22 protein-coding genes are annotated in these 20,313 nt (G+C 68.2%); 10 read left to right on the forward strand and 12 right to left on the reverse strand.

Translation table 11 applies throughout. The features are described 5' to 3' along the window. Positions 1-23: 23 nt before the first annotated feature. Together A5775_RS14580 and A5775_RS14585 are read right to left on the reverse strand one after the other, a co-directional pair. On the reverse strand, positions 24-821 hold the full coding sequence (locus tag A5775_RS14580) for a family 1 encapsulin nanocompartment shell protein (protein WP_067253328.1): 798 nt from the start codon (positions 819-821) through the stop codon (positions 24-26). Continuing rightward, entirely contained in the window at positions 818-1,828 is a 1,011-nt protein-coding gene (locus A5775_RS14585; protein ID WP_067253330.1) for a Dyp-type peroxidase, read from the reverse strand. The genes A5775_RS14580 and A5775_RS14585 overlap by 4 nt, the downstream gene beginning before the upstream one ends. 157 nt (positions 1,829-1,985) lie before the next feature. Here A5775_RS14585 and A5775_RS14590 point away from each other — a divergent pair, with 157 nt between their 5' ends. Beyond that, entirely contained in the window at positions 1,986-3,305 is a 1,320-nt protein-coding gene (locus tag A5775_RS14590) for a M18 family aminopeptidase (RefSeq protein ID WP_067253797.1), read from the forward strand. 3 nt (positions 3,306-3,308) lie between these two features. Here A5775_RS14590 and A5775_RS14595 read toward each other — a convergent pair whose 3' ends face one another. Continuing rightward, on the reverse strand, positions 3,309-3,923 hold the full coding sequence (locus tag A5775_RS14595; RefSeq protein ID WP_067253332.1) for a TetR/AcrR family transcriptional regulator: 615 nt from the start codon (positions 3,921-3,923) through the stop codon (positions 3,309-3,311). Positions 3,924-4,080: 157 nt separating this feature from the next. On the opposite strand from A5775_RS14595, the gene A5775_RS14600 reads away from it, so the two are divergent. From A5775_RS14600 to purM, 6 genes are all read left to right on the forward strand, one after another. Further along, positions 4,081-5,154: a phosphotransferase gene (locus tag A5775_RS14600; protein ID WP_067253334.1), complete on the forward strand. Its 1,074-nt coding sequence runs from the start codon at positions 4,081-4,083 to the stop codon at positions 5,152-5,154. A gap of 57 nt (positions 5,155-5,211) precedes the next feature. Next, entirely contained in the window at positions 5,212-7,521 is a 2,310-nt protein-coding gene (purL, locus tag A5775_RS14605) for a phosphoribosylformylglycinamidine synthase subunit PurL (RefSeq protein WP_067253335.1), read from the forward strand. Positions 7,522-7,540: 19 nt separating this feature from the next. After that, entirely contained in the window at positions 7,541-8,170 is a 630-nt protein-coding gene (locus A5775_RS14610) for a CPBP family intramembrane glutamic endopeptidase (protein ID WP_067253336.1), read from the forward strand. A 118-nt stretch (positions 8,171-8,288) separates the two neighbouring features. Then, positions 8,289-8,678 carry a sterol carrier family protein gene (locus A5775_RS14615; RefSeq protein ID WP_067253341.1) on the forward strand — a complete coding sequence of 130 codons (390 nt, stop codon included), beginning with the start codon at positions 8,289-8,291 and terminating at the stop codon, positions 8,676-8,678. A gap of 137 nt (positions 8,679-8,815) precedes the next feature. Beyond that, entirely contained in the window at positions 8,816-10,342 is a 1,527-nt protein-coding gene (gene purF, locus A5775_RS14620; RefSeq protein WP_067253342.1) for an amidophosphoribosyltransferase, read from the forward strand. Positions 10,343-10,413: 71 nt separating this feature from the next. Beyond that, on the forward strand, positions 10,414-11,508 hold the full coding sequence (purM, locus tag A5775_RS14625) for a phosphoribosylformylglycinamidine cyclo-ligase (protein ID WP_067253343.1): 1,095 nt from the start codon (positions 10,414-10,416) through the stop codon (positions 11,506-11,508). A 66-nt stretch (positions 11,509-11,574) separates the two neighbouring features. On the opposite strand, the gene A5775_RS14630 is transcribed toward purM, so the two are convergent. Both A5775_RS14630 and A5775_RS14635 read right to left on the reverse strand, forming a co-directional pair. Next, complete coding sequence (locus tag A5775_RS14630) at positions 11,575-11,760, reverse strand: DUF3073 domain-containing protein (protein WP_067253344.1); 186 nt, start codon at positions 11,758-11,760, stop codon at positions 11,575-11,577. A 146-nt stretch (positions 11,761-11,906) separates the two neighbouring features. Next, positions 11,907-13,001, reverse strand: a complete 1,095-nt coding sequence (locus tag A5775_RS14635) for a folate-binding protein YgfZ (RefSeq protein ID WP_067253346.1) — start codon at positions 12,999-13,001, stop codon at positions 11,907-11,909. Between the two features lie 143 nt (positions 13,002-13,144). Between A5775_RS14635 and A5775_RS14640 the strand changes: the two genes are divergently transcribed. Continuing rightward, complete coding sequence (locus A5775_RS14640; RefSeq protein WP_156660712.1) at positions 13,145-14,014, forward strand: aminodeoxychorismate lyase; 870 nt, start codon at positions 13,145-13,147, stop codon at positions 14,012-14,014. A 320-nt stretch (positions 14,015-14,334) separates the two neighbouring features. Here A5775_RS14640 and A5775_RS14645 read toward each other — a convergent pair whose 3' ends face one another. The 7 genes from A5775_RS14645 to lmeA form a co-directional block, all read right to left on the reverse strand. After that, entirely contained in the window at positions 14,335-14,991 is a 657-nt protein-coding gene (locus tag A5775_RS14645) for an FABP family protein (protein WP_067253800.1), read from the reverse strand. A 194-nt stretch (positions 14,992-15,185) separates the two neighbouring features. Then, positions 15,186-15,488, reverse strand: coding sequence for a DUF1416 domain-containing protein (locus A5775_RS14650; protein ID WP_067174630.1), 303 nt, complete (start codon positions 15,486-15,488; stop codon positions 15,186-15,188). Between the two features lies 1 nt (position 15,489). Then, on the reverse strand, positions 15,490-16,323 hold the full coding sequence (locus tag A5775_RS14655; protein WP_067253352.1) for a sulfurtransferase: 834 nt from the start codon (positions 16,321-16,323) through the stop codon (positions 15,490-15,492). Positions 16,324-16,360: 37 nt separating this feature from the next. Continuing rightward, positions 16,361-16,831, reverse strand: a complete 471-nt coding sequence (locus tag A5775_RS14660; protein WP_067253357.1) for a DUF4395 domain-containing protein — start codon at positions 16,829-16,831, stop codon at positions 16,361-16,363. A 104-nt stretch (positions 16,832-16,935) separates the two neighbouring features. Next, on the reverse strand, positions 16,936-17,049 hold the full coding sequence (locus A5775_RS26245; protein WP_369827871.1) for an Ms5788A family Cys-rich leader peptide: 114 nt from the start codon (positions 17,047-17,049) through the stop codon (positions 16,936-16,938). Positions 17,050-17,054: 5 nt separating this feature from the next. Then, positions 17,055-17,477, reverse strand: coding sequence for a thioredoxin family protein (locus A5775_RS14665; protein ID WP_067253359.1), 423 nt, complete (start codon positions 17,475-17,477; stop codon positions 17,055-17,057). Between the two features lie 49 nt (positions 17,478-17,526). Then, a complete protein-coding gene (gene lmeA, locus A5775_RS14670) occupies positions 17,527-18,339 on the reverse strand; it encodes a mannan chain length control protein LmeA (protein WP_067253362.1) in 813 nt (270 codons plus the stop codon). Positions 18,340-18,508: 169 nt separating this feature from the next. On the opposite strand from lmeA, the gene A5775_RS14675 reads away from it, so the two are divergent. Next, complete coding sequence (locus tag A5775_RS14675) at positions 18,509-19,285, forward strand: response regulator transcription factor (protein WP_067253364.1); 777 nt, start codon at positions 18,509-18,511, stop codon at positions 19,283-19,285. Further along, on the forward strand, positions 19,282-20,244 hold the full coding sequence (mshD, locus tag A5775_RS14680) for a mycothiol synthase (RefSeq protein ID WP_067253366.1): 963 nt from the start codon (positions 19,282-19,284) through the stop codon (positions 20,242-20,244). The genes A5775_RS14675 and mshD overlap by 4 nt, the downstream gene beginning before the upstream one ends. Positions 20,245-20,313 lie beyond the last annotated feature (69 nt).

Below are 20,313 nucleotides of genomic sequence, written 5' to 3' on the forward strand. Positions count from 1 at the left end.
TCTGGACGTTACGGCGTCTAGTCCTACGGGCTCAGCGGGACGGATGCCTCCGCGGTGTAGCACAGGAATGTCAGCGTCTCCTGCAGATACAGCTGCACGGTGTCGGCATCATGGCTGGTGTACCCGATCGTCACGTCGGTCCCCAGCTGCAGATCGAAGTCGCCGCCGCGGGTGGTCAGCACGAAGGCACCGTCGATCGCCGGCGCCCAGATGATGTCTCCGGGTACCAACCGGTCGATGTGTTCGAGGATCGGATATCCGTGTTGTGTGGTCTCGCTGACCTTCGTATAGACGTCGGCGGACAACAGCACCGAGTAGGGCCCGTCGACACCGGCCAGCCGAAGCTCGGAGATCGCCTGGGTGATGACGTCAGGAATCTCGCTGGGATCTGCCGGCAGGGTCAGCGACTTGTTCGAGCTGGCAGATCGGATGCCCTCGATCGACGCGGCGGCGTAGCCCTCGAAGATGGCCCGGTCTTCCACGAACGCCAGCTTCTTCGCGGCCACCTTGACCGGGTCCCAGTCGGAGTCGTTGGCGCCCCGCTCGACGTTGTCGATCTCGTACCGCGACAGGGTGAACGGAACCCGCAGCCGCACAAGGGGTTTACTGTCCCGTAGATGGGCCTCCACACCCTCGGTGGGCGACGCGACGTCGGCGAGCCGGCCGGTGCTCACCGCGGCGGCGACAGGACCGCCGGGCTCGCTGACGTCGACAACCCGACGCCCGGCGATGTGGCGCTTGAATGTCCGGGTCGCCTCCAATTCGATTTCTTCCCAAGCGGCGTCGGTGACCGGTGCCAGCTCGCGGTAGAGGTTGTTCATGAAGTGGTTCCTTTCAGGCTGCCGATCGAAAGTGAGCCGTCCTGTGCAACAGACGTTTCCGCCACCGGCGCTGCTGGCAGGGGCGGGGGATCATCGAGAAAGTCGACGGTCGGGGAGAAGAACAGTCCGCCAGTAATTGCGGTGGAGAAGTCGAGGATGCGGTCGGTGTTGCCCGGCGGGTCGCCGAAAAACATGTTGCGCAGCATCTGTTCGGTGACTTGCGGTGTGCGCGAATAGCCGATGAAGTACGTGCCGTATTCGCCCTTGCCGAGCTCGCCGAACGGCATGTTGTGCCGCACAATTTTCAGTTCGGTGCCGTCGTCGTCGGTGATGACGTTGAGGGCGATGTGGGAATCATCCGGCTTGACGTCGTCATCGAGCTCGATGTCTTCCAGCTTGGTGCGGCCGATCACCCGCTCCTGCGCGGTGACGGATATCGCGTTCCACGACGACATGTCGTGCAGGTACTTCTGCACGTGTACATAGCACGACCCGGCGAAGTCGGGGTCCTCGTCGCCGATCGCGGTGGCGCTGACGGCCAGGGGGCCGTCCGGGTTCTCGGTGCCGTCGACGAATCCGAGCAAGTCGCGGTTGTCGAAATACCGGAACCCGTGCACCTCGTCGACCACGGTGACCGCACCGGCCATCGATTTCAGGATCCGGTCGGCCAGTTCGAAACAGACATCCAAACTCTCGGCCCGGACGTGGAACAACAGATCCCCGGGTGTGGCGGGAGCACGGTGCCGCGGGCCCTCCAGCTCGACGAACCGATGCAGTTCGGCGGGGCGCGGCCCGGAAAACAAACGGTCCCAGGCATCCGAGCCGACGGAGGCGATCGCCGACAACCGTTTCTGCGGCTCGCGGAAGCCGATCGCGCGCACCAGCCCGGAAACGTCCTGCAGCGCGTCGTGCACCGTCGCCTCGCCGCCATCGTCGATGGTCACCACGAGGAAGATCGCCGCGGGCGTCAGCGGCGCGAGGACGGGTTGCGGCTGGACGGGGGGCACTCTGGTGACCCTAGCGTGGCGACGGCGAGCGCCGGAAGCGGCGCGAGTAAGGAGCGCGCGATCGACCCCTGCGTGGCGACGGCGAGCGCCGGAAGCGGCGCGAGTAAGGAGCGCGCCATCGACCCTAGCGTGAAGGCCGCGGCGGCGGACAGCCATGATGTTCACCATGTCCGGCGGGGCTGGAAACCAGACGAAGTCCTCAGCGAGCGCGCAGGGGCTCTGCGAGTTCATCGACGCGTCGCCTTCGCCGTTCCACGTCTGCGCCACGGTGGCCGCTCGCCTGATCGCCGCCGGGTACATCGAACTGAGCGAGACCGAACGCTGGCCGTCCGAGCCGGGCCGCTACTTCACGGTCCGGGCGGGCTCGCTGGTCGCCTGGAATTCCCAAGGAGCCGACGGCCCGTTCCGGCTCGTCGGCGCCCACACCGACAGCCCCAACCTCAGGGTCAAGCAGCATCCCGACCGGGTGGTCGCCGGTTGGCGGGTGGTGGCGCTGGAGCCCTATGGGGGCGCGTGGCTCAACTCGTGGCTGGACCGGGATTTGGGAATCAGCGGCCGCCTGTCGGTGCGGGCGAAGGATCAAAGCACCGGGATCGCACACCGGCTGATCCGGATCGACGAGCCGATCCTTCGGGTGCCCCAGCTGGCCATCCACCTGGCCGAGGACCGCAAGTCGCTGACGCTGGACCCGCAGCGACACGTCAACGCGGTGTGGGGCGTCGGCCAGACGGCGCGGTCCTTCGTCGATTACGTCGCCGAGCGCGCCGCAGTGGCGCCCACCGACGTGCTGGCCGTCGATCTGATGACCCATGACCTGACTCCGTCCACCGTGATCGGCGTCGTGGACAACGGAACTGCCGGCCTGCTGAGTGCGGCCCGGCTGGACAACCAGGCCAGCTGCTACGCGGGCCTGGAAGCGTTGCTGGCTGTGGAGCAGGGCTCGGGCTATCTGCCGGTGTTGGTGCTCTTCGATCACGAGGAGGTCGGTTCGTCCTCGGATCACGGCGCCCAGTCCGACTTGTTGGGCACCGTCCTGGAGCGAATTGTCCTGGCCGCCGGCGGCAACCGGGAGGACTACCTGCGCCGGCTGCCGGCGTCGTTGCTGGCCTCAGCGGATATGGCGCACGCCACCCACCCCAATTACCCGGAGCGGCACGAGCCCAGCCATCCGATCGCGGTCAACGCGGGGCCGGTGCTCAAGGTGCACCCGAATCTGCGCTACGCCACCGACGGGCGCACCGCCGCGGCTTTCGCGCTGGCCTGTCAGCAGGCAGGGGTTCCGCTGCAACGCTACGAGCATCGGGCCGACCTGCCCTGCGGATCGACGATCGGACCGTTGACCTCCGCGCGCACGGGCATACCCACCGTCGACGTCGGCGCCGCGCAGCTGGCGATGCACTCCGCACGCGAGTTGATGGGCGCGCACGATGTGGCCGCCTACTCGGCCGCGATGCACGCGTTCTTGTCGCCGGCCTGACGCTCAATCGGTCTTGGGCTTGGCCACGCCGTGAAGGATCGCGTCGAGCAGACCGTCAAATTGCGGCGATCCTTCCGCGACGAAATCACCGGCGCCCCGGTGGGTTAACGCGCGAAACAGCATGGTGCCGATCAGCGCCTGGGCGATCGCGTCGAGGTCGGCATCGGCGTTCAGTTCCTCGTCCTGGACGGCCCGGCGAAGTCGCGTCTTCAATCCGGCCAGCTGGGGCGCGCTGAGCTGCTGGTAGAGATCGTTGCCGTCGGCCGGGCGCGCCGCCGCCGCGGCGATGAGCGCGCGCACCAACGCGGCGTTCGCCGGCTCGGCCAGGAAGTCGGCGTGCTCGCGCAGCCATGCCTGGAGGTCGGCCCGCAGATCTCCGGTCTCGGCGACGGGAAACGATCCGGATCCGCCGTAGGCCTCCAGGACGGCTTCGGCGACCAGCGGCGCCTTCGATGGCCAGCGCCGGTAGAGGGTCTTCTTCCCCACGCCGGCGCGCGCCGCGATGCTTTCCATCGACAACTCGGCGTAGCCGCCGGCGGTCAGTAGCCCGCGGGTGGCATCCAGAATCGCGTGATGCAGCCGGGTGTCCCGGGGCCGGCCGGCCCGCTCGTCTGGCACGAAGCCGAGCCTAGGTGGGCCTGGGGGCGCCGGATGCGTCGGCGAACCGATTCGGTACTGGCATGTGGGCGGGCGCTCGGGTTACCTTCACGGGGACAGTGTAGGAAACGATACGTGTCGTTTCCCTAATTGCGGCGCACGCCGAAGGAGTTCAGCCATGGATGCCCTCTCGTTGTCGGTCCCCACGACCTGGGATGACATCACGCCCAAGTGGATGTCGGCGGCGCTGGCCGCCGACCATCCCGGCGTCGAGGTGGACACCGTCACCGTCGAGGTTCGCGACGACGGCACCAACCGGCGCGCCCGCCTGGGAGTGACGTATCGCAACGGCAGCGGACCGGCGTCGGTATTCGTCAAGGCCGCCGATCCCGACCACAAAGAACTGATCCGGATGACCAGCGGCATGTTCCACGAACCGCGGCTGTTCACCTGCGGGGTCGATCTGCCCCTCGAGCACCCCCACGTCTACACCGCACTGATCGACGAGGCCGCCTACGACTTCGTCCTGGTGATGGAAGACCTCACCACCCGCGGTGCCGACCCGCGCGACGCCACCAGGCCGCTGACCGTCGCGCAGGCCGCCACCGGCGTGCGGGGCCTGGCCCGGATGCACGGACGGTACTGGGGTGAACGGGTGCTGGCCGAGCCCGCGTTGGGATGGCTCGAGCCGTTTTTGCCCTGGGACGGCATGGAGATGGCGCCGCTGCCGGCCGCGCTCGAGAACCTCGGTGCGGACGCTCCCGCGCAGGTGACCTCGCTGACCATCGACACGCTGATCGAATCGATCTGGAAGCCCTACATCAGAACGCTGACCGCGTCGCCGCAGACCTTGCTGCACGGCGATCCGCACATCGGCAACACCTACCTGCTGCCCAGCGACGAGGTGGGATTCCTGGACTGGCAGGTGGCCCGCCGCGGCAACTGGTCACTCGACCTGGGCTACTTCCTGCAGGGCGCCCTGACCGTCGAGGATCGCCGCCGCAGCGAGCGCGATCTGCTCGAGGAGTATCGCGGCGCCCTCGGCCTGCCGAAGGCGGAGCTGCCGAGCGCCGACGAGGTCTGGTTGCGGTATCGCGCCTCGGTGGCGCACGGGCTGACCCTGTGGCTGTGCACCGCCAGCGCCGGCGAGCTGTGGCAGCGCCCCGACATCGCTCTGGCGCTGGCCCAACGGTATTCGTTCGCCTACGCCGACCTGGACACGGCGGCCGCGCTGGCCGAGATCGCCGGCTGACGCAGCGCGGCGGTCGGCATCCGACGCCCCGCGCGCCGCCACCCTAGACTGTGTCCCGTGACTGTCTCCGGGACGAGTGCGCGCACCCACGCGATCGACACCGTCGAGCACGCCGCCACCACCCCCGACGAGCCGCAGCCGTTCGGCGAGCTGGGCCTCAAAGACGACGAATACCAGCGCATTCGCGAGATCCTGGGCCGCCGGCCCACCGACACCGAACTGGCGATGTACTCGGTGATGTGGAGCGAGCACTGCTCCTACAAGTCGTCCAAGGTGCACCTGCGCTACTTCGGCGAGACCACCACCCAACAGATGCGCGCCGGCATGCTGGCCGGCATCGGCGAGAACGCCGGCGTCGTCGACATCGGCGACGGCTGGGCGGTCACCTTCAAGGTGGAATCGCACAACCACCCCTCCTACGTCGAGCCCTACCAGGGCGCGGCCACGGGTGTCGGCGGCATCGTGCGCGACATCATGGCGATGGGCGCGCGACCGGTGGCGGTGATGGACCAGCTTCGGTTCGGCGCCGCCGACGCACCCGACACTCGTCGCGTGGTCGACGGCGTGGTCCGCGGCATCGGCGGCTACGGCAACTCGTTGGGCCTGCCCAACATCGGTGGCGAGACCGTCTTCGATGCGTGCTACGCCGGCAACCCGTTGGTGAACGCCATGTGCGTCGGCGTCCTGCGCCAGGAGGATCTGCATCTGGCGTTCGCCTCCGGTGCCGGCAACAAGATCATCCTGTTCGGCGCCCGCACCGGCCTGGACGGCATCGGCGGGGTGTCGGTGCTGGCGTCGGACACCTTCAGTGCTGATGGGGGGGCCGAGAACTCCCGCAAGAAGCTGCCCTCGGTTCAGGTCGGCGACCCGTTCATGGAGAAGGTGCTCATCGAGTGCTGCCTCGAGCTGTACGCCGGACACCTGGTGGTCGGCATACAGGACTTGGGCGGCGCCGGATTGTCGTGTGCCACTTCGGAATTGGCCTCAGCCGGCGACGGCGGGATGGCCATCCAGCTCGAGACGGTCCCGCTGCGCACCACCCAGATGACCCCCGCGGAGATCCTGTGCAGCGAATCCCAGGAGCGGATGTGCGCGGTCGTCACCCCCGACAACGTCGACGCCTTCCTGGCGGTGTGCCGCAAGTGGGACGTGCTGGCCACCGTGATCGGCGAGGTCACCGACGGCGACCGGTTGCAGATCACCTGGCAGGGCCAGACCGTCGTCGACGTGCCGCCGCGCACCCTCGCCCACGAGGGTCCGGTGTACCAGCGTCCGGTCGCTCGCCCCGACACCCAGGACGCCCTCAACGCCGACACCTCGACGCCGCTGCCGCGGCCCGCCACCGGCGCCGAACTGCGCGCGACTTTGCTTGCCCTGCTGGGTAGCCCGCACCTGTGCAGCCGCGCCTTCATCACCGAGCAGTACGACCGGTACGTGCGGGGCAACACCGTGCTGGCCGAGCACGCCGACGGTGGTGTGCTGCGCGTCGACGAGGCCACCGGCCGCGGCATCGCCTTGTCGACCGATGCGTCGGGCCGCTACACCAAGCTGGATCCCTTTGCCGGCGCCCAGCTCGCCCTGGCCGAGGCCTACCGCAACGTCGCCGTCACCGGCGCCACCCCGGTCGCGGTGACCAACTGCCTGAACTTCGGCTCACCCGAAGACCCCGGCGTGATGTGGCAATTCGCGCAGGCGGTCCGGGGCCTGGCCGAAGGCTGTGCGGCCCTGGGGATTCCGGTGACCGGCGGCAATGTCAGCTTCTACAACCAAACCGGGTCTGCGGCGATCCTGCCCACCCCGGTGGTCGGGGTGCTCGGCGTCATCGATGATGTCGCCCGCCGCATCCCCACCGGCTTGGGCACCGAGCCGGGCGAAACCCTGATGCTGCTGGGCGATACGCGCGACGAGTTCGACGGATCGGTGTGGGCGCAGGTGACCGCCGATCATCTGGGCGGAGTGCCGCCGCAGGTCGACCTGGACCGCGAGAAGCTGCTGGCCGAGGTGCTGCGCTCGGCGTCGCGTGACGGGCTGGTGTCCGCGGCGCACGACCTGTCCGAAGGCGGCCTCGCACAGGCCGTCATCGAAGCCGCCTTGGCGGGTGAAACCGGTTGCCGCATCGTGCTTCCCGAGGATGTCGATCCGTTCGTGGCGCTGTTCTCCGAATCGACGGGCCGCGTGCTGGTGGCGGTGCCGCGCACCGAGGAGAGCCGGTTCCGTTCGATGTGCGAGGCGCGGGGACTGCCGGTGGTGCGCATCGGCGTCGTCGACCAGGCCTCCGACGAGGTGGAGGTCCAGGGACTATTCACGGTTTCCCTCGCCGAACTGCGCGAAACCTCCGAGGCGGTGCTGCCGCGGCTCTTCGGATGAGCGCCCACGACGAATCCTGATGTCCTCCAGGGGTTTCCGTCGCGTTGGTGCACTGTCGTTGGCCGGCACTCTGGTCGGCTGGAGCTTCGTCGGGCCGCGCCTGCCTGCCGGGTGGCGGGTGGCGCTGCAGGCCGGCGTGGGCGGCGCGCTGGTATTGATCACGCGGGCGCCGCTGGGTCTGGGCCCGCCCCGGCTGTGGGCCGGGCTGCGATTCGGGTCAGCGGCCGCCATCTCGGCCGCGACCGGGGTCGCCGCGACAACCCTGCTGCCGCCGGTGCGCCAATCAATGGCCGTCCGAGACCCGCCCGCCACGGCGCGGGATTGGCTGCTGCTGCGGATACCGGTGGGCACCGTCTGGTCCGAGGAGTCCGCCTTTCGCGCGGCGCTGGGCGCCGCCGGCTCCGCGGCGTTCGGTAGACATGGTGGAATCTTGCTGCAAGCCACCGCATTTGGGCTCTCGCACATCCCCGATGCGCGTGCGACCGGCGAGCCCGTGGCGGCCACCGTGCTGGTCACCGGAATCGCCGGCTGGCTATTCGGTTGGCTGGCCGACCGCTCCGGAAGCCTGGTCGCACCCATGCTGGCGCACCTGGCCATCAACGAGGCCGGCGCCATCGCCGTGTTGGCCGCGAGGTCGCCGGGCCGCTGAGGCGCCGCCAGCCCACACGAAATCGACCGTGAAGGGTGAACCGAGTTCGACGCGGTTGTCGGGAGCCATGCTCGCGCCGGTGTCCATGACCAGGAACGGGGTTTGAGACCCTAGGGTTATGGCGGCGCGCGAAAAGGCCGATCCGGCCAGGACGCGGCAGGCCGTGTTGGCCCTTGCGCGGTGGTTGGATGACGAATCCGGCCCGGCGCCCGGCCGCGACGAATTGGCGACGGCCGTGCGGCTCACCGCCCGCACCCTGGCCGCGATGGCGCCGGGGCGAAGCGTAGAGCTGCGGATTCCGCCGTTCGTCGCGGTGCAGTGCATCGCCGGACCCGCGCACACCCGGGGCACACCGCCGAACGTGGTGGAAACCGACCCGCGGACCTGGCTGCTGCTGGCCACCGGAAAATCGTCGTTCGCCGAGGCGCAACGCACCGGTGCGCTGCGACTTTCCGGTTCGCGCGCCGGTGAGATTGGACACTGCCTGCCCCTGTTCGATGTGGGCTGAATGTAAGGCTGAACTGCAGGTTTAGGTGTCAACACCGGTAATTCGCCGCTCAACACGCCCGGCAGGTTCGTCGGCCTGGCTCCCGTACCCGTAGACTCCGTGAGGTCACCAACCGTTCCCCGGGGAGCTGCCTAATCGTGACCGTCCAAGAACCCGAAGCGGACTTCAACGCGCCCCGCGAAGAATGCGGTGTATTCGGGGTCTGGGCCCCGGGCGAGGACGTCGCCAAACTCACCTACTACGGCTTGTACGCGCTGCAGCATCGCGGCCAGGAAGCCGCGGGCATCGCCGTCGCCGATGGATCCCAGGTGCTGGTCTTCAAGGACCTGGGCCTGGTCAGCCAGGTGTTCGATGAGCAGACGCTGGCGGCCATGCCGGGCCACGTCGCCATCGGACATTGCCGCTACTCGACCACGGGCGACACGACATGGGAGAACGCGCAGCCGGTGTTCCGCAGCACCGCGGCCGGCACCGGGGTTGCGTTGGGACACAACGGGAACTTGGTCAACACCGCCGAGCTTGCCGCCCGCGCCCGCGATGAGGGACTGATCGCCAAACGCGCCCCGGCGCCGGCGACGACGGACTCCGACATCCTGGGCGCGCTGCTGGCCCACGGCGCGGCGGACGCCACCCTGGAGCAGGCGGCGCTGGACCTGCTGCCGACCGTACGCGGTGCGTTCTGCCTGACCTTCATGGACGAGAACACCCTGTACGCGTGCCGCGATCCGCATGGGGTGCGGCCACTTTCGCTCGGACGGCTGGACCGCGGCTGGGTGGTGGCCTCCGAAACGGCGGCGCTCGACATCGTCGGCGCCTCGTTCGTGCGCGACATCGAGCCGGGCGAATTGCTGGCCATCGACGCCGACGGCGTCCGCTCTACGCGTTTCGCCAACCCCACCCCCAAGGGCTGTGTCTTCGAGTACGTCTACCTGGCGCGACCGGACAGCACCATCGGCGGTCGGTCCGTGCACGGCGCCCGGGTGGAGATCGGCCGCCGGCTGGCGCGTGAAGCACCGGTGGAGGCCGACCTGGTGATCGGCGTGCCGGAATCGGGCACACCGGCCGCGGTGGGATACGCGCAAGAGTCCGGTGTCCCGTATGGGCAGGGCCTGATGAAGAACGCCTACGTGGGGCGAACATTCATCCAGCCGTCGCAGACCATCCGCCAGCTCGGCATCCGGCTGAAGCTCAACCCGCTTCGTGAGGTGATCCGCGGCAAGCGGCTCATCGTCGTCGACGACTCGATCGTGCGCGGAAATACCCAGCGCGCGCTATTGCGAATGCTGCGCGAGGCCGGCGCCGTCGAGGTGCACGTGCGGATCGCCTCACCGCCGGTGAAGTGGCCCTGCTTCTACGGCATCGATTTCCCGTCGCCGGCTGAGCTGATCGCCAACGCCGTTGAGGACGAGGACGAAATGCTCGAGGCGGTGCGGCATGCCATCGGTGCCGACACGCTGGGCTACATCTCGCTGCGCGGCATGGTCGCCGCCACCGAGCAGCCCGCTTCACGGCTGTGCACCGCCTGCTTCGACGGCAAGTATCCGATTGAGCTGCCCAGCGAAACAGCACTGGGCAAGAACGTCATCGAGCAGATGCTCGCCAATGCCGCCCGCGGCGCCGGCCTCGACGATCTCGCGGCCGACGAAGTGCCGGTTGTGCACTGAGGGAACTCGGTTGCGCACCTTCGCCGACGTTTGATACCGGCCGTCGGCGCCGCCCGGTAGCCTTTATCGCGATGACGGATCCCGGAAAGAGCCCCGCACGCCACGCAGGCAGTCAGGGCGTCACCTACGCGTCGGCCGGGGTGGACATTGAAGCCGGCGATCGCGCCGTCGAACTGTTCAAGCCGCTGGCGACAAAAGCCACGCGACCCGAGGTTCGGGGCGGCCTGGGCGGATTCGCCGGCCTGTTCGCGTTACGAGGCGACTACCGCGAGCCACTGCTCGCGGCGTCCACTGACGGCGTCGGCACCAAGCTGGCGGTCGCCCAGGCGATGGACAAGCACGACACCGTCGGGCTGGACCTGGTCGCGATGGTGGTCGACGACCTGGTGGTGTGCGGCGCCGAGCCGCTGTTCCTGCAGGATTACATCGCGGTGGGCCGCACGGTCCCGGAACGGTTGAGCGCCATCGTCAGTGGCATTGCCGAAGGTTGCGTGCGGGCCGGCTGCGCGCTGCTCGGCGGCGAGACAGCAGAACATCCCGGACTGATGGAACCGGACCATTACGACATCTCGGCCACCGGCATCGGTGTCGTCGAGGCCGACGACGTGCTGGGGCCCGACCGGGTCAAACCCGGCGATGTCATCATCGCAATGGGCTCGTCCGGTCTGCACTCCAACGGGTATTCGTTGGCCCGCACGGTGCTTCTCGAGATCGACCGGATGAACCTCGAAGGCTACGTCGAGGAGTTCGGTCGCACCCTGGGTGAAGAGCTGCTCGAACCCACCCGCATTTACGCCAAGGACTGCCTCGCGCTGACCGCCGAGACCCACGTCCGCACTTTCTGCCATGTCACCGGCGGTGGACTGGCCGGCAATCTGCAACGCGTCATCCCGCACGGCCTGGTCGCCGAGATGGACCGCGGCACCTGGACGCCCGCGCCGGTGTTCGCCATGATCGCCCAGCGCGGCCGGGTGACGCGCGAGGAGATGGAGAAGACGTTCAACATGGGCGTCGGCATGATCGCCATCGTGGCCCCCGAGGACACCGACCGCGCCCTGGCCATCCTGACCGCTCGGCACCTGGACTGCTGGGTGCTGGGCAGCGTTGGCAAAGGTGGAAAAGAGGGTCCGCGGGCCAAGATGGTCGGTCAGCACCCGAGATTCTGAGAAGCCCAACGTCAGCAGAACTGACGCGGCGCCGGTGCACTAGGCATCGGCGCCGGGGCGTTGGTTCTAGCGCCGCCAGCTGTCCTGGTCGTCCCAGGATTCGTCGGCGCCGTCGGTATCCAGCTCAGTGGACGCATCCGAACCCGTTCCGGACAGCTCTTGCTGAAGCCGCTGGAAGTCGGTCTGCGGAGAACTGTATTTGAGTTCTCGAGCAACCTTGGTCTGCTTTGCCTTAGCCCGGCCGCGGCCCATGGGGGAACCCCCTCGCGCAATAACGGAGCGGCCTAACGAGTAGGCGGCTCCGATCTCCTGGTGTCGTATTGTCCTGCCGACAGTTTACCGTGCCTCGCCACTGGGCGTCGGCACCCCCTGCTCGCAGTGGCGGACGTTACCGTTCATTATCCCGCACCGCCCCGCAACCGTTCAACGGCCAACCGTCCGGCGCCGATTTGTTCGGTGGGAGGCAGGGAATCGACGTCGATCACCGCGGCCACCGCGCCCTCTGGACCGGTCGCCACCTCGGTCTGGGCGGGCAGGCCGCGCTTGAGCAGCGCCAGGGCTATCGGCCCGAGATCGACGTGGTCGACCACGGTGCCGAGGCGGCCGACGGCACGGCCGGCGGCGAGTACCGGGTCGCCCGTCGAGGGTCGTTCCACCGAGCCGTCAAGGTGCAGCAACGCCAGCATCCGCGGTGGCCTACCCAGGTTGTGCACCCGCGCGACGGTCTCCTGCCCGCGGTAACAGCCTTTGTCCAGATGGACGGCGCCTTCGCCGGGCCCACCGATCCAACCCACCTCGTGCGGAATCGTGCGCTCATCGGTGTCGACGCCCAGCCGGGGCCGCACCGCCGCGACGCGGTGGGCTTCGTAGGCCCACACGCCGGCGGGCCGCACTCCCGCTTGCGACAACCGGTTTCGCCAGTCGCTCGTCTCGCGGCGCGGGATCACCAGGTCCAGTTCGACCGGGCCGTCGGGGGTGCCGGGCATCCGCCGCACGAAGCCGCCGCCGGCGGGCACCGCGGCCAGGTCGGCGGGCAGCGCGTCCACGCCGAGCGCGTCAAGGATCGCCCGGTCGGCCAGCCGCGGACCGAGCAACGAGAGCACGGCCAGATCGGCGCTGTCCGGGGTGACCTCGGACCAGAACACCATTTTGCGCAGGTATTCCAGGAGCGGCTCGGCGCGCCACGGTTCGGTGTCGAGGAAGGTGGTGCCCCCCAGCTCGGTTTGGATCCAGTGATCCTCGACGCGTCCCTGACCGTCCAGGCTCAAGTTCTGCGTGCTGGTGCCGTCGGGAAGGCCGCTGACGTGCTGGGTTGAGATGCTGTGCAACCACGTCTGCCGGTCGTTGCCGGTCAGGGTGAGCACACCGCGGTGTGAGCGGTCGACCACGACCGCGTCGATTTCGGCCACGCGCTGCTCGCCGAGCGGATCGCCGTAGTGCCAGACGGCGCCGGCGTCGGGTCCGGTATCGGGTGCGGGGACGGGGTGGTTCACATGTCAACTCTACGGCCGTCGAGACCCGCGCCCAACGAGTGTGCGGCTCGCCACAATTTCGTCGACGAGTGCGCGGCCAGCTTCACATTCGGCCGGGGAGCGGTGAGCCGATAGGCTTTTCCACCATGGCTGGCCAGACGGGTGTGATCGTCACGCTGGACGGCGAAACCCATTCGCCCGATGCGCCACTGTTGCACGCCGACGACCTGGCGGCGGTACGCGGCGACGGCGTCTTTGAGACGCTGTTGATACGCGACGGCAGAGCATGTCTGATCGAGTCGCATCTGCAGCGGCTGACCCAGTCGGCAGCGCTGACCGATCTGCCCGAGCCGGATCTGCCGCGGTGGCGAAGTGCGATCGAGGTGGCCACCCGGCAGTGGTGCGCGGGCACCGCCGGCGAAGGCGCGATGCGATTGATTTACAGCCGCGGCCGGGAAGGCGGTTCGGCGCCGACGGCCTTTGTGATGGTCAACGGCGTTCCCGAACGAGTGAGCGCGGTCCGACGCGACGGGCTGGCGGCGGTCACCCTCGATCGTGGGCTGCCCGCCACCGGGGTCGACGCGATGCCGTGGCTGCTGGCCGGCGCCAAGACCCTGTCGTACGCGGTGAACATGGCCGCGCTGCGTCACGCCGCCCGCCAGGACGCCGGTGACGTCATCTTCGTCAGCACGGACGGCTACATCCTCGAAGGCCCGCGCTCGACCGTGGTGATCGCCACAAACTCCGAAGCAGCCGACGGCAATCCGTGCCTGCTGACACCCCCGCCCTGGTATCCGATTCTGCGTGGCACCACGCAGCAGGCCCTGTTCGAGGTGGCCAGGGCCAAGGGCTACGACTGCGACTATCGCGCGCTTCGCATCGCGGACTTGGTTGCTGCCCAAGGGGTTTGGCTGATCTCGAGCATGACCTTGGCCGCCCGGGTCCATACCCTCGACGGCAGCCCACTGCCGCGGTCGCCGGTGGCGGCCGAATTCGCCGAACTGGTCGACGCCGCCGTGGTCAGCGATCGCTGAGCGCTGAATTCTGTTGTCGGCTCTCCGATCCGCGGGTACGGTCGGCCGTACACAAGAAGGGAGGTGGTCCGAGAAATTGATAGCTTCATGGACATGTGAGGTGGCTGCGCGCTAGCTGCATCGGCTCGGAAGAGCTGGCGATACACATGCGCTGGCGAATTCCCCGCAGTCACCCGGCCCCCGAGCTTCCGGTTTTTGTCCGACCTGGAACATGGCTCGGGGGCCGCTCCATGTCGACAGCCGTGATCGATTGCCCGGCACACGCTTTCGCATCCCCGCCGATGTCTGTGCGAACGCGGCGGCCCTCGCCCGCGAGGTTGTTAGCCGGCGAACCGCGACAGCCGGGCCGACAGATGCGGCACCAGGCCGCCGTCGGCGTCAACCCGTTCCTCGACATAAGCCAGGTCGCCGCCTTCGACGATGCCGTAGAGCCGTTTGGCGCCGCCGACCAGCAGGCCGGATCTGCTGCGGGCCAGCGCATCGGTCACCAGTTCCCACGACGACTGGGTGCGCGGTTGCCCGTAGAACAATTCGACATAACCCGCCGAATGCGCCAGCAGCAGTTCGATCGCTTGGGATTCGCTGGGGTCGTCGGGATCGGTGACAAAGCGCCAGAACCCGGTCTCGCGCAAGTCGCGCTCCTGGTAATCGCCCGTCTCGTTCAGCCGCCAGGAGCGAGCTTCCCAATTCAGATAGTCGCCGCCGTCGTGCGAGACCACGATCTGCTGACCGAACCGGTAGTCGCCGTCATGCCCGCGGCCTTCACCTTCGCCGCGCCAGACGCCGACCAGCGGCAGCAGCGCCAGTAACGCATCGTTGAGATTGGCGCCCTCACGCAGGTTGGCCGTGTCGGCCGGAAGGGGCAGGTCGTCGAAGGACGGTATGTTGCGGCCGGCGGTCAGCCTGGCGCGCTCAGCGGCGGCGGCCACCGCTCGGTCACCGGAGTTGGTAGCACCCAACGATTCGTCGGCGGTCATGCGCTCCTCCCCATCGCTGCGCTTTGGATCGTCGCCGGCGCGGGTCACGACTCGTCAGTGATGAGCCGGTAGAGGGTGTAGAGGGCGAACCATGAAATCACCACGACCGCCACAACCAGCATTATCTCGAAGAACAGCACCACGGGGGCAAGTCTATTCGTCCCGCCGCGCCCCTGCTGGGGGCAGCTGGTGGATCAGGCGATCTTGACGTCGACCTCGTGGATACCGGCGCCCGACGGCGTCACCACGGCGTTGCCGTTGCCGGCCGCCGACAGCGCCCGCAGCGTCCAGGATCCCGGTGCGGCGAAGAACCGGAAGTCACCGGTAGCCGACGCCACCACCTCTGCGGTGAACTCGTCCGACGAGTCCAGCAAGCGGACGAACGCGCCACCCACTGCCTGACCCTCGCCGTCCACGACTCGGCCGGTGATCACCGTTTCCTTCTCCAGGTCGACGCTGGCGGGCAACGTCAGTCCTTGCTTCGGTGCAGAGCACATATCAGCTTCCCAACTCGATCGGGGCCCCCACCAGGGAGCCGTATTCCGTCCAACTGCCGTCGTAGTTCTTGACATTCCTGTGGCCGAGCAATTCGTAGAGAACGAACCACGTATGCGACGACCGCTCGCCGATGCGGCAGTAGGCGATCGTTTCTTTGTTGCCGTCCAGGCCGGCGGCGGCGTACAGCTTGGCCAGCTCCTCGTCGGACTTGAAGGTGCCGTCCTCGTTGGCCGCCCTGCTCCACGGCACGTTGATGGCGCCGGGGATGTGGCCGGGCCGCTGGCTTTGTTCCTGCGGCAGATGCGCGGGCGCCAGGATCTTGCCGGAGAACTCGTCGGGGGAGCGCACGTCGACGAGGTTCTTGACGTTGATGGCCGCGATGACGTCGTCGCGGAACGCCCGGATGCTGTTGTCCGGCGCGGCCGCCGTGTACGAGGTCGCCGGCCGGTCGACGGTGTCGCTGGACAGCGCGCGGCCGTCGAGCTCCCACTTTTTGCGCCCGCCGTCGAGCAGCTTGACCTTGTCATGGCCGTACAGCTTGAAATACCAGTACGCGTAGGCGGCGAACCAGTTGTTGTTGCCGCCGTAGAGGATCACGGTGTCGTCATTGGAGATGCCCCGCTCGCTGAGCAGTTTCGAGAACTGCTGAGCGTCGACGAAGTCGCGCTTGACCGGGTCCTGCAAATCGGAGCGCCAGTCCAGCTTGATCGCGCCGGGGATGTGACCGGCGTCGTAAGCGCTGGTGTCCTCGTCGACTTCGACGAAGACGACGCCAGAGGCGTCGAGATTGCTCTCAGCCCAGTCGGTGGAGACCAGGACGTCGGAGCGTGCCATGGAATGGGTCCTTTCAATCACTTTTGGTTACAGCAGGTCAGGTGGGGCGCGCGCTGCGCCGGAAGCGGGCCACCAGCGGGTAGAGCTGGCAGCCCAGGCAGACGCCGAAGGCCGCGTTGAGGAACGCGGCCACCAGGGCGGCCGCGGTGGCGACGACGCCGACCGGGGCGGTGCCGGCGGCGAAGCCGGCGCTCCCGCAGATCGCGAAGATCAGTCCGACGAGTTGGGCGAACTTCAGCGGCGCGGTGGGTTCGCGATCCTGCACCGGCCCCAGCCGGGGCGCGACCACAGCGGCGAATATCCGGCCGTAGGGATGCTTGCGGGGGCCGCCGGTGGCGCCGATCGCGAAGATGACGGCCTGGGCGGCCAGGATCACCGCCGCCCCCGCTGGGCTGAGCGCCGACACGATCAGCGCCAGCACCAAGACTGCGGTGGTCACCCAGGCGGCGAAGCGTGGTCCACGCACGTCGACGAGGTCGGGCTGCGTGGTGGTGTTGCTGCTCGGCAAGGTGTTACTCCTCGATACCCCTGTTGCTCACGGAAACGACGATGGGAGAGGCGCCACGGTCGGGATCCGGGCCCGCTCCGAGTGCTACGCGAAAGCGCGGCTACTCAGCAGCAACAGCAACAACAACAGCCCGCGGTGCGGCACAGCTCAACTGCGCGACGCTTGGTGAGCAAGGGCTCGAGGCGGGCTAACACGTCGGTCAGCTTACCCAATGACACCGTGGTCAAGCCAACAGCGGTTTCAAGACGGACCGCAGGTCGGCGGCGCTGGGCACTCCAGACGTCCGGTAGCGCTGCCGCCCGTCGACATCGAAGATCAACGTGGTCGGCAGGGACAGCACCGAATAGCGGCGGGCCGTGTCCGGATCGGCGTCCAGATCGACCTCGACGTGGGCCACCTCGCCCAGGTCGGCGCAGACCTGCACCACGACCCGGCGAACCCGGTCGCACGGCCCACACCATGGGGCGCTGAAATGCACGACGGTGGGTCCGCTGCGGGAAAGCCCCAGCGCTGCGACGTCGCCGGCGGTGTCTCGATCCGGCTCGGAGTCGACTTCCCGGATGCTGCCGGAGCGTCGGGTCAACAACCAGCCCGCGAGGGCCGCGGAGCGGAGCACCGCGACGATCACCACGATGACCGTCACCATGGGCGCCGGTCCTGCCCATCGTGGTGCTCGGCGGCGTGGCGGGCATGCGTCATGACCGTTTAAACCCATCGAGGGTCACGGTTACTCCGTAGGTGATGCCCTCGATGATGACGTCGGAGCCGCGCGCCCCCTCGGTGGTGGGCGCGACTCCGAAGGGGAGTTGCTGGTCGGGAAGTCTGCCGCCGAAGGCGTGCAGCACAGCGTCCCGCTTGTCCGTCGGGACGGCCTGGTCGGCGGTGTCCGGCCCGGTGAGGACCCCGGTGGGGGTGAAAACCAACGTGCCCGGGTCATCGGGGGCGATGGAAAGGTCGACCGAGACGCTGACTCGTCGATCGAAGCCGGCCGATTTGGGTGTGCCGGTGAACACCAGCCCGTGGCTGTCCGAGATGCCCGAGGCGGTGACGCCGCCGGTGGCGGTGTTGGTCTCCTTGGGCGGGGCCTCCACCATCAGGTCGCTGATGCCCAGGTATCGGCCCAGGTGCGTCGAGTCGATGATGATGCGGCTCTCCAGTTTGTCCACCGCCAGCTTCGCATCGGTCCTGATCAGCCAGGACGCGTGCGTGAGATCCACCGAGTACATCGTGGCTTCGAGGGTGGCCTTGCCGGTCATCGCGTGTTCGACCGCGTTGGCCTTGATCTCCAGCTGGTCGTAATTGCCGCGGATGGCCTGGGGAATAAAGGGAAACGCCACGATGGCCACGAATGGGTCGCTGCCCAGGTCGGCCGCTTTACGCACGCTGGCCGACAGCCGGTATTCGGCGTAGATGCTGGTGCCGTAGTCGACAGCGATCGCACCGAGGGCGACCACGGCCACCAGAATCGCGGTTGCGGTCACAGCAATCAGCACCTTGCGCACCCGCATATTGTGGCGCACCCCCCGGCGGTGCCTGATTGCCCGTGGCAGGGCTCACAGTGGCTCGTCTGCCACGCGAAAACAGCAGGTATCACGTTATCGTTAGATGACCTGGTAACTAACGCGTGATGGCGTTGTGAATTTGGGAGATGCCGTTCCCCCGAGCTGGAGGGGCTAGTTGGAGCTTTTACTGCTGACCTCGGAGCTGCATCCCGATCCGGTCCTGCCCTCGTTGTCGCTGCTTCCGCATGCTGTTCGGACGGCGCCGCCAGAACCGGCCTCGCTGCTCGAGGCCGGGACGGCCGACGCCGTGATCGTGGACGCACGCACCGATCTGTCGTCTGCGCGCGGCTTGTGCCGCCTGCTGAGCACGGCCGGCCGATCGGTTCCCGTCTTGGCCGTCGTGAGCGAAGGCGGGCTGGTGGCCATCAGCGCCGACTGGGGTCTCGACGAGATCCTGCTGCCCACCACCGGTCCGGCCGAGATAGACGCGAGGCTGCGGCTAGTGGTCGGCCGCCGCGGCGGGCTCGCGGACCAGGAAAGCGCCGGCAAGGTGAGCCTGGGCGAGTTGGTGATCGATGAAGGCACCTACACCGCACGGCTGCGCGGCCGCCCGCTCGATCTCACCTACAAAGAATTCGAGTTGCTCAAGTACCTGGCTCAGCACGCCGGGCGGGTGTTCACGCGGGCGCAGCTGCTGCACGAGGTGTGGGGATACGACTTCTTCGGCGGCACCCGCACTGTCGATGTGCACGTGCGTCGGCTGCGGGCCAAACTCGGCCCCGAGCACGAGGCCCTGATCGGCACCGTCCGCAACGTCGGATACAAGGCCGTCCGGCCGGCGCGCGGCCGCACCCCGGCGGCCGAGCCCGGTGACGCCGACGCCGCGGACGGTTCCGAATCCGACTCCGCGGGCGTCCAAGATCCGCTGGTCGACCCGTTGCACACCCAGTGAGCCCGCCTGACTGGCACCGGACGCTGACCGACGACGAACAGCGCGGCGTGCGCGAACTTGTCGGCGCGGCAACGGAATTCGATGGCGTAGCGCCCGTCGGCGAACAGGTATTGCGCGAACTCGGGCACGACCGCACCGAGCATCTGCTGATCACGACGGACGACGCCGACGCGATCATCGGTTATCTCAATCTCAGCCCGCCCCGCGACGGGGAGACCGGGATGGCGGAACTCGTCGTGCACCCACGGGCGCGTCGGCGCGGTATCGGGGCCGCACTGATTCGCGCGGCGTTGGCCAAAACCGGTGCGGGCAACCGATTCTGGGCGCATGGCACGCTCGAGGCGGCCCGGGCGACTGCGTCCGCGCTGGGCCTGGCGCCCGTGCGGGAACTGATGCAGATGCGACGCTCGCTGCGCGATCTCCCCGACACCGTGCCCACGGTGCCCGGGGTGCACATCCGCACCTATGCGGGCAGCGCCGATGACGCCGAGCTGTTGCGCGTCAACAACGCGGCGTTCGCCAACCACCCCGAGCAGGGTGGCTGGACCGATGTCGACCTGGCGGAGCGGCGCGACGAATCGTGGTTCGACCCGACGGGTTTGTTTCTCGCGTTCGATGACTCCGAGGGCGATCAGCGCGGCGCGCTGCTGGGTTTTCACTGGACGAAGGTGCATCTCGATCGGCCCGGCTTGGGGGAGGTGTATGTCGTGGGCGTCGATCCATCGGCGCAGGGCCGCGGGCTGGGGCAGGCGTTGACCGCCGTCGGCATCGAATGGCTGGCGCGCCGCCTGGGCGACGCCACCGATCCCACCGTGATGCTCTACGTCGAGTCGGACAACGTCGCCGCGGTGCGGACCTACCAGCGCTTGGGCTTCACCACCTACAGCGTCGACACCGCATACGCGGTCGTACCGCCACCAACTGACGCGGGTACGAGCGGCGTCCACCCGGATCGTTAACCTGGTCCTTGCTACCGAGACGTTGCTGTGCGCCGCTTCGGCGCATACTTTCGCCGCGACTAGGCAACC

Origin of the sequence: Mycobacterium sp. 852002-10029_SCH5224772 (assembly GCF_001667315.1) — a bacterium.
GTDB lineage: Bacteria > Actinomycetota > Actinomycetes > Mycobacteriales > Mycobacteriaceae > Mycobacterium.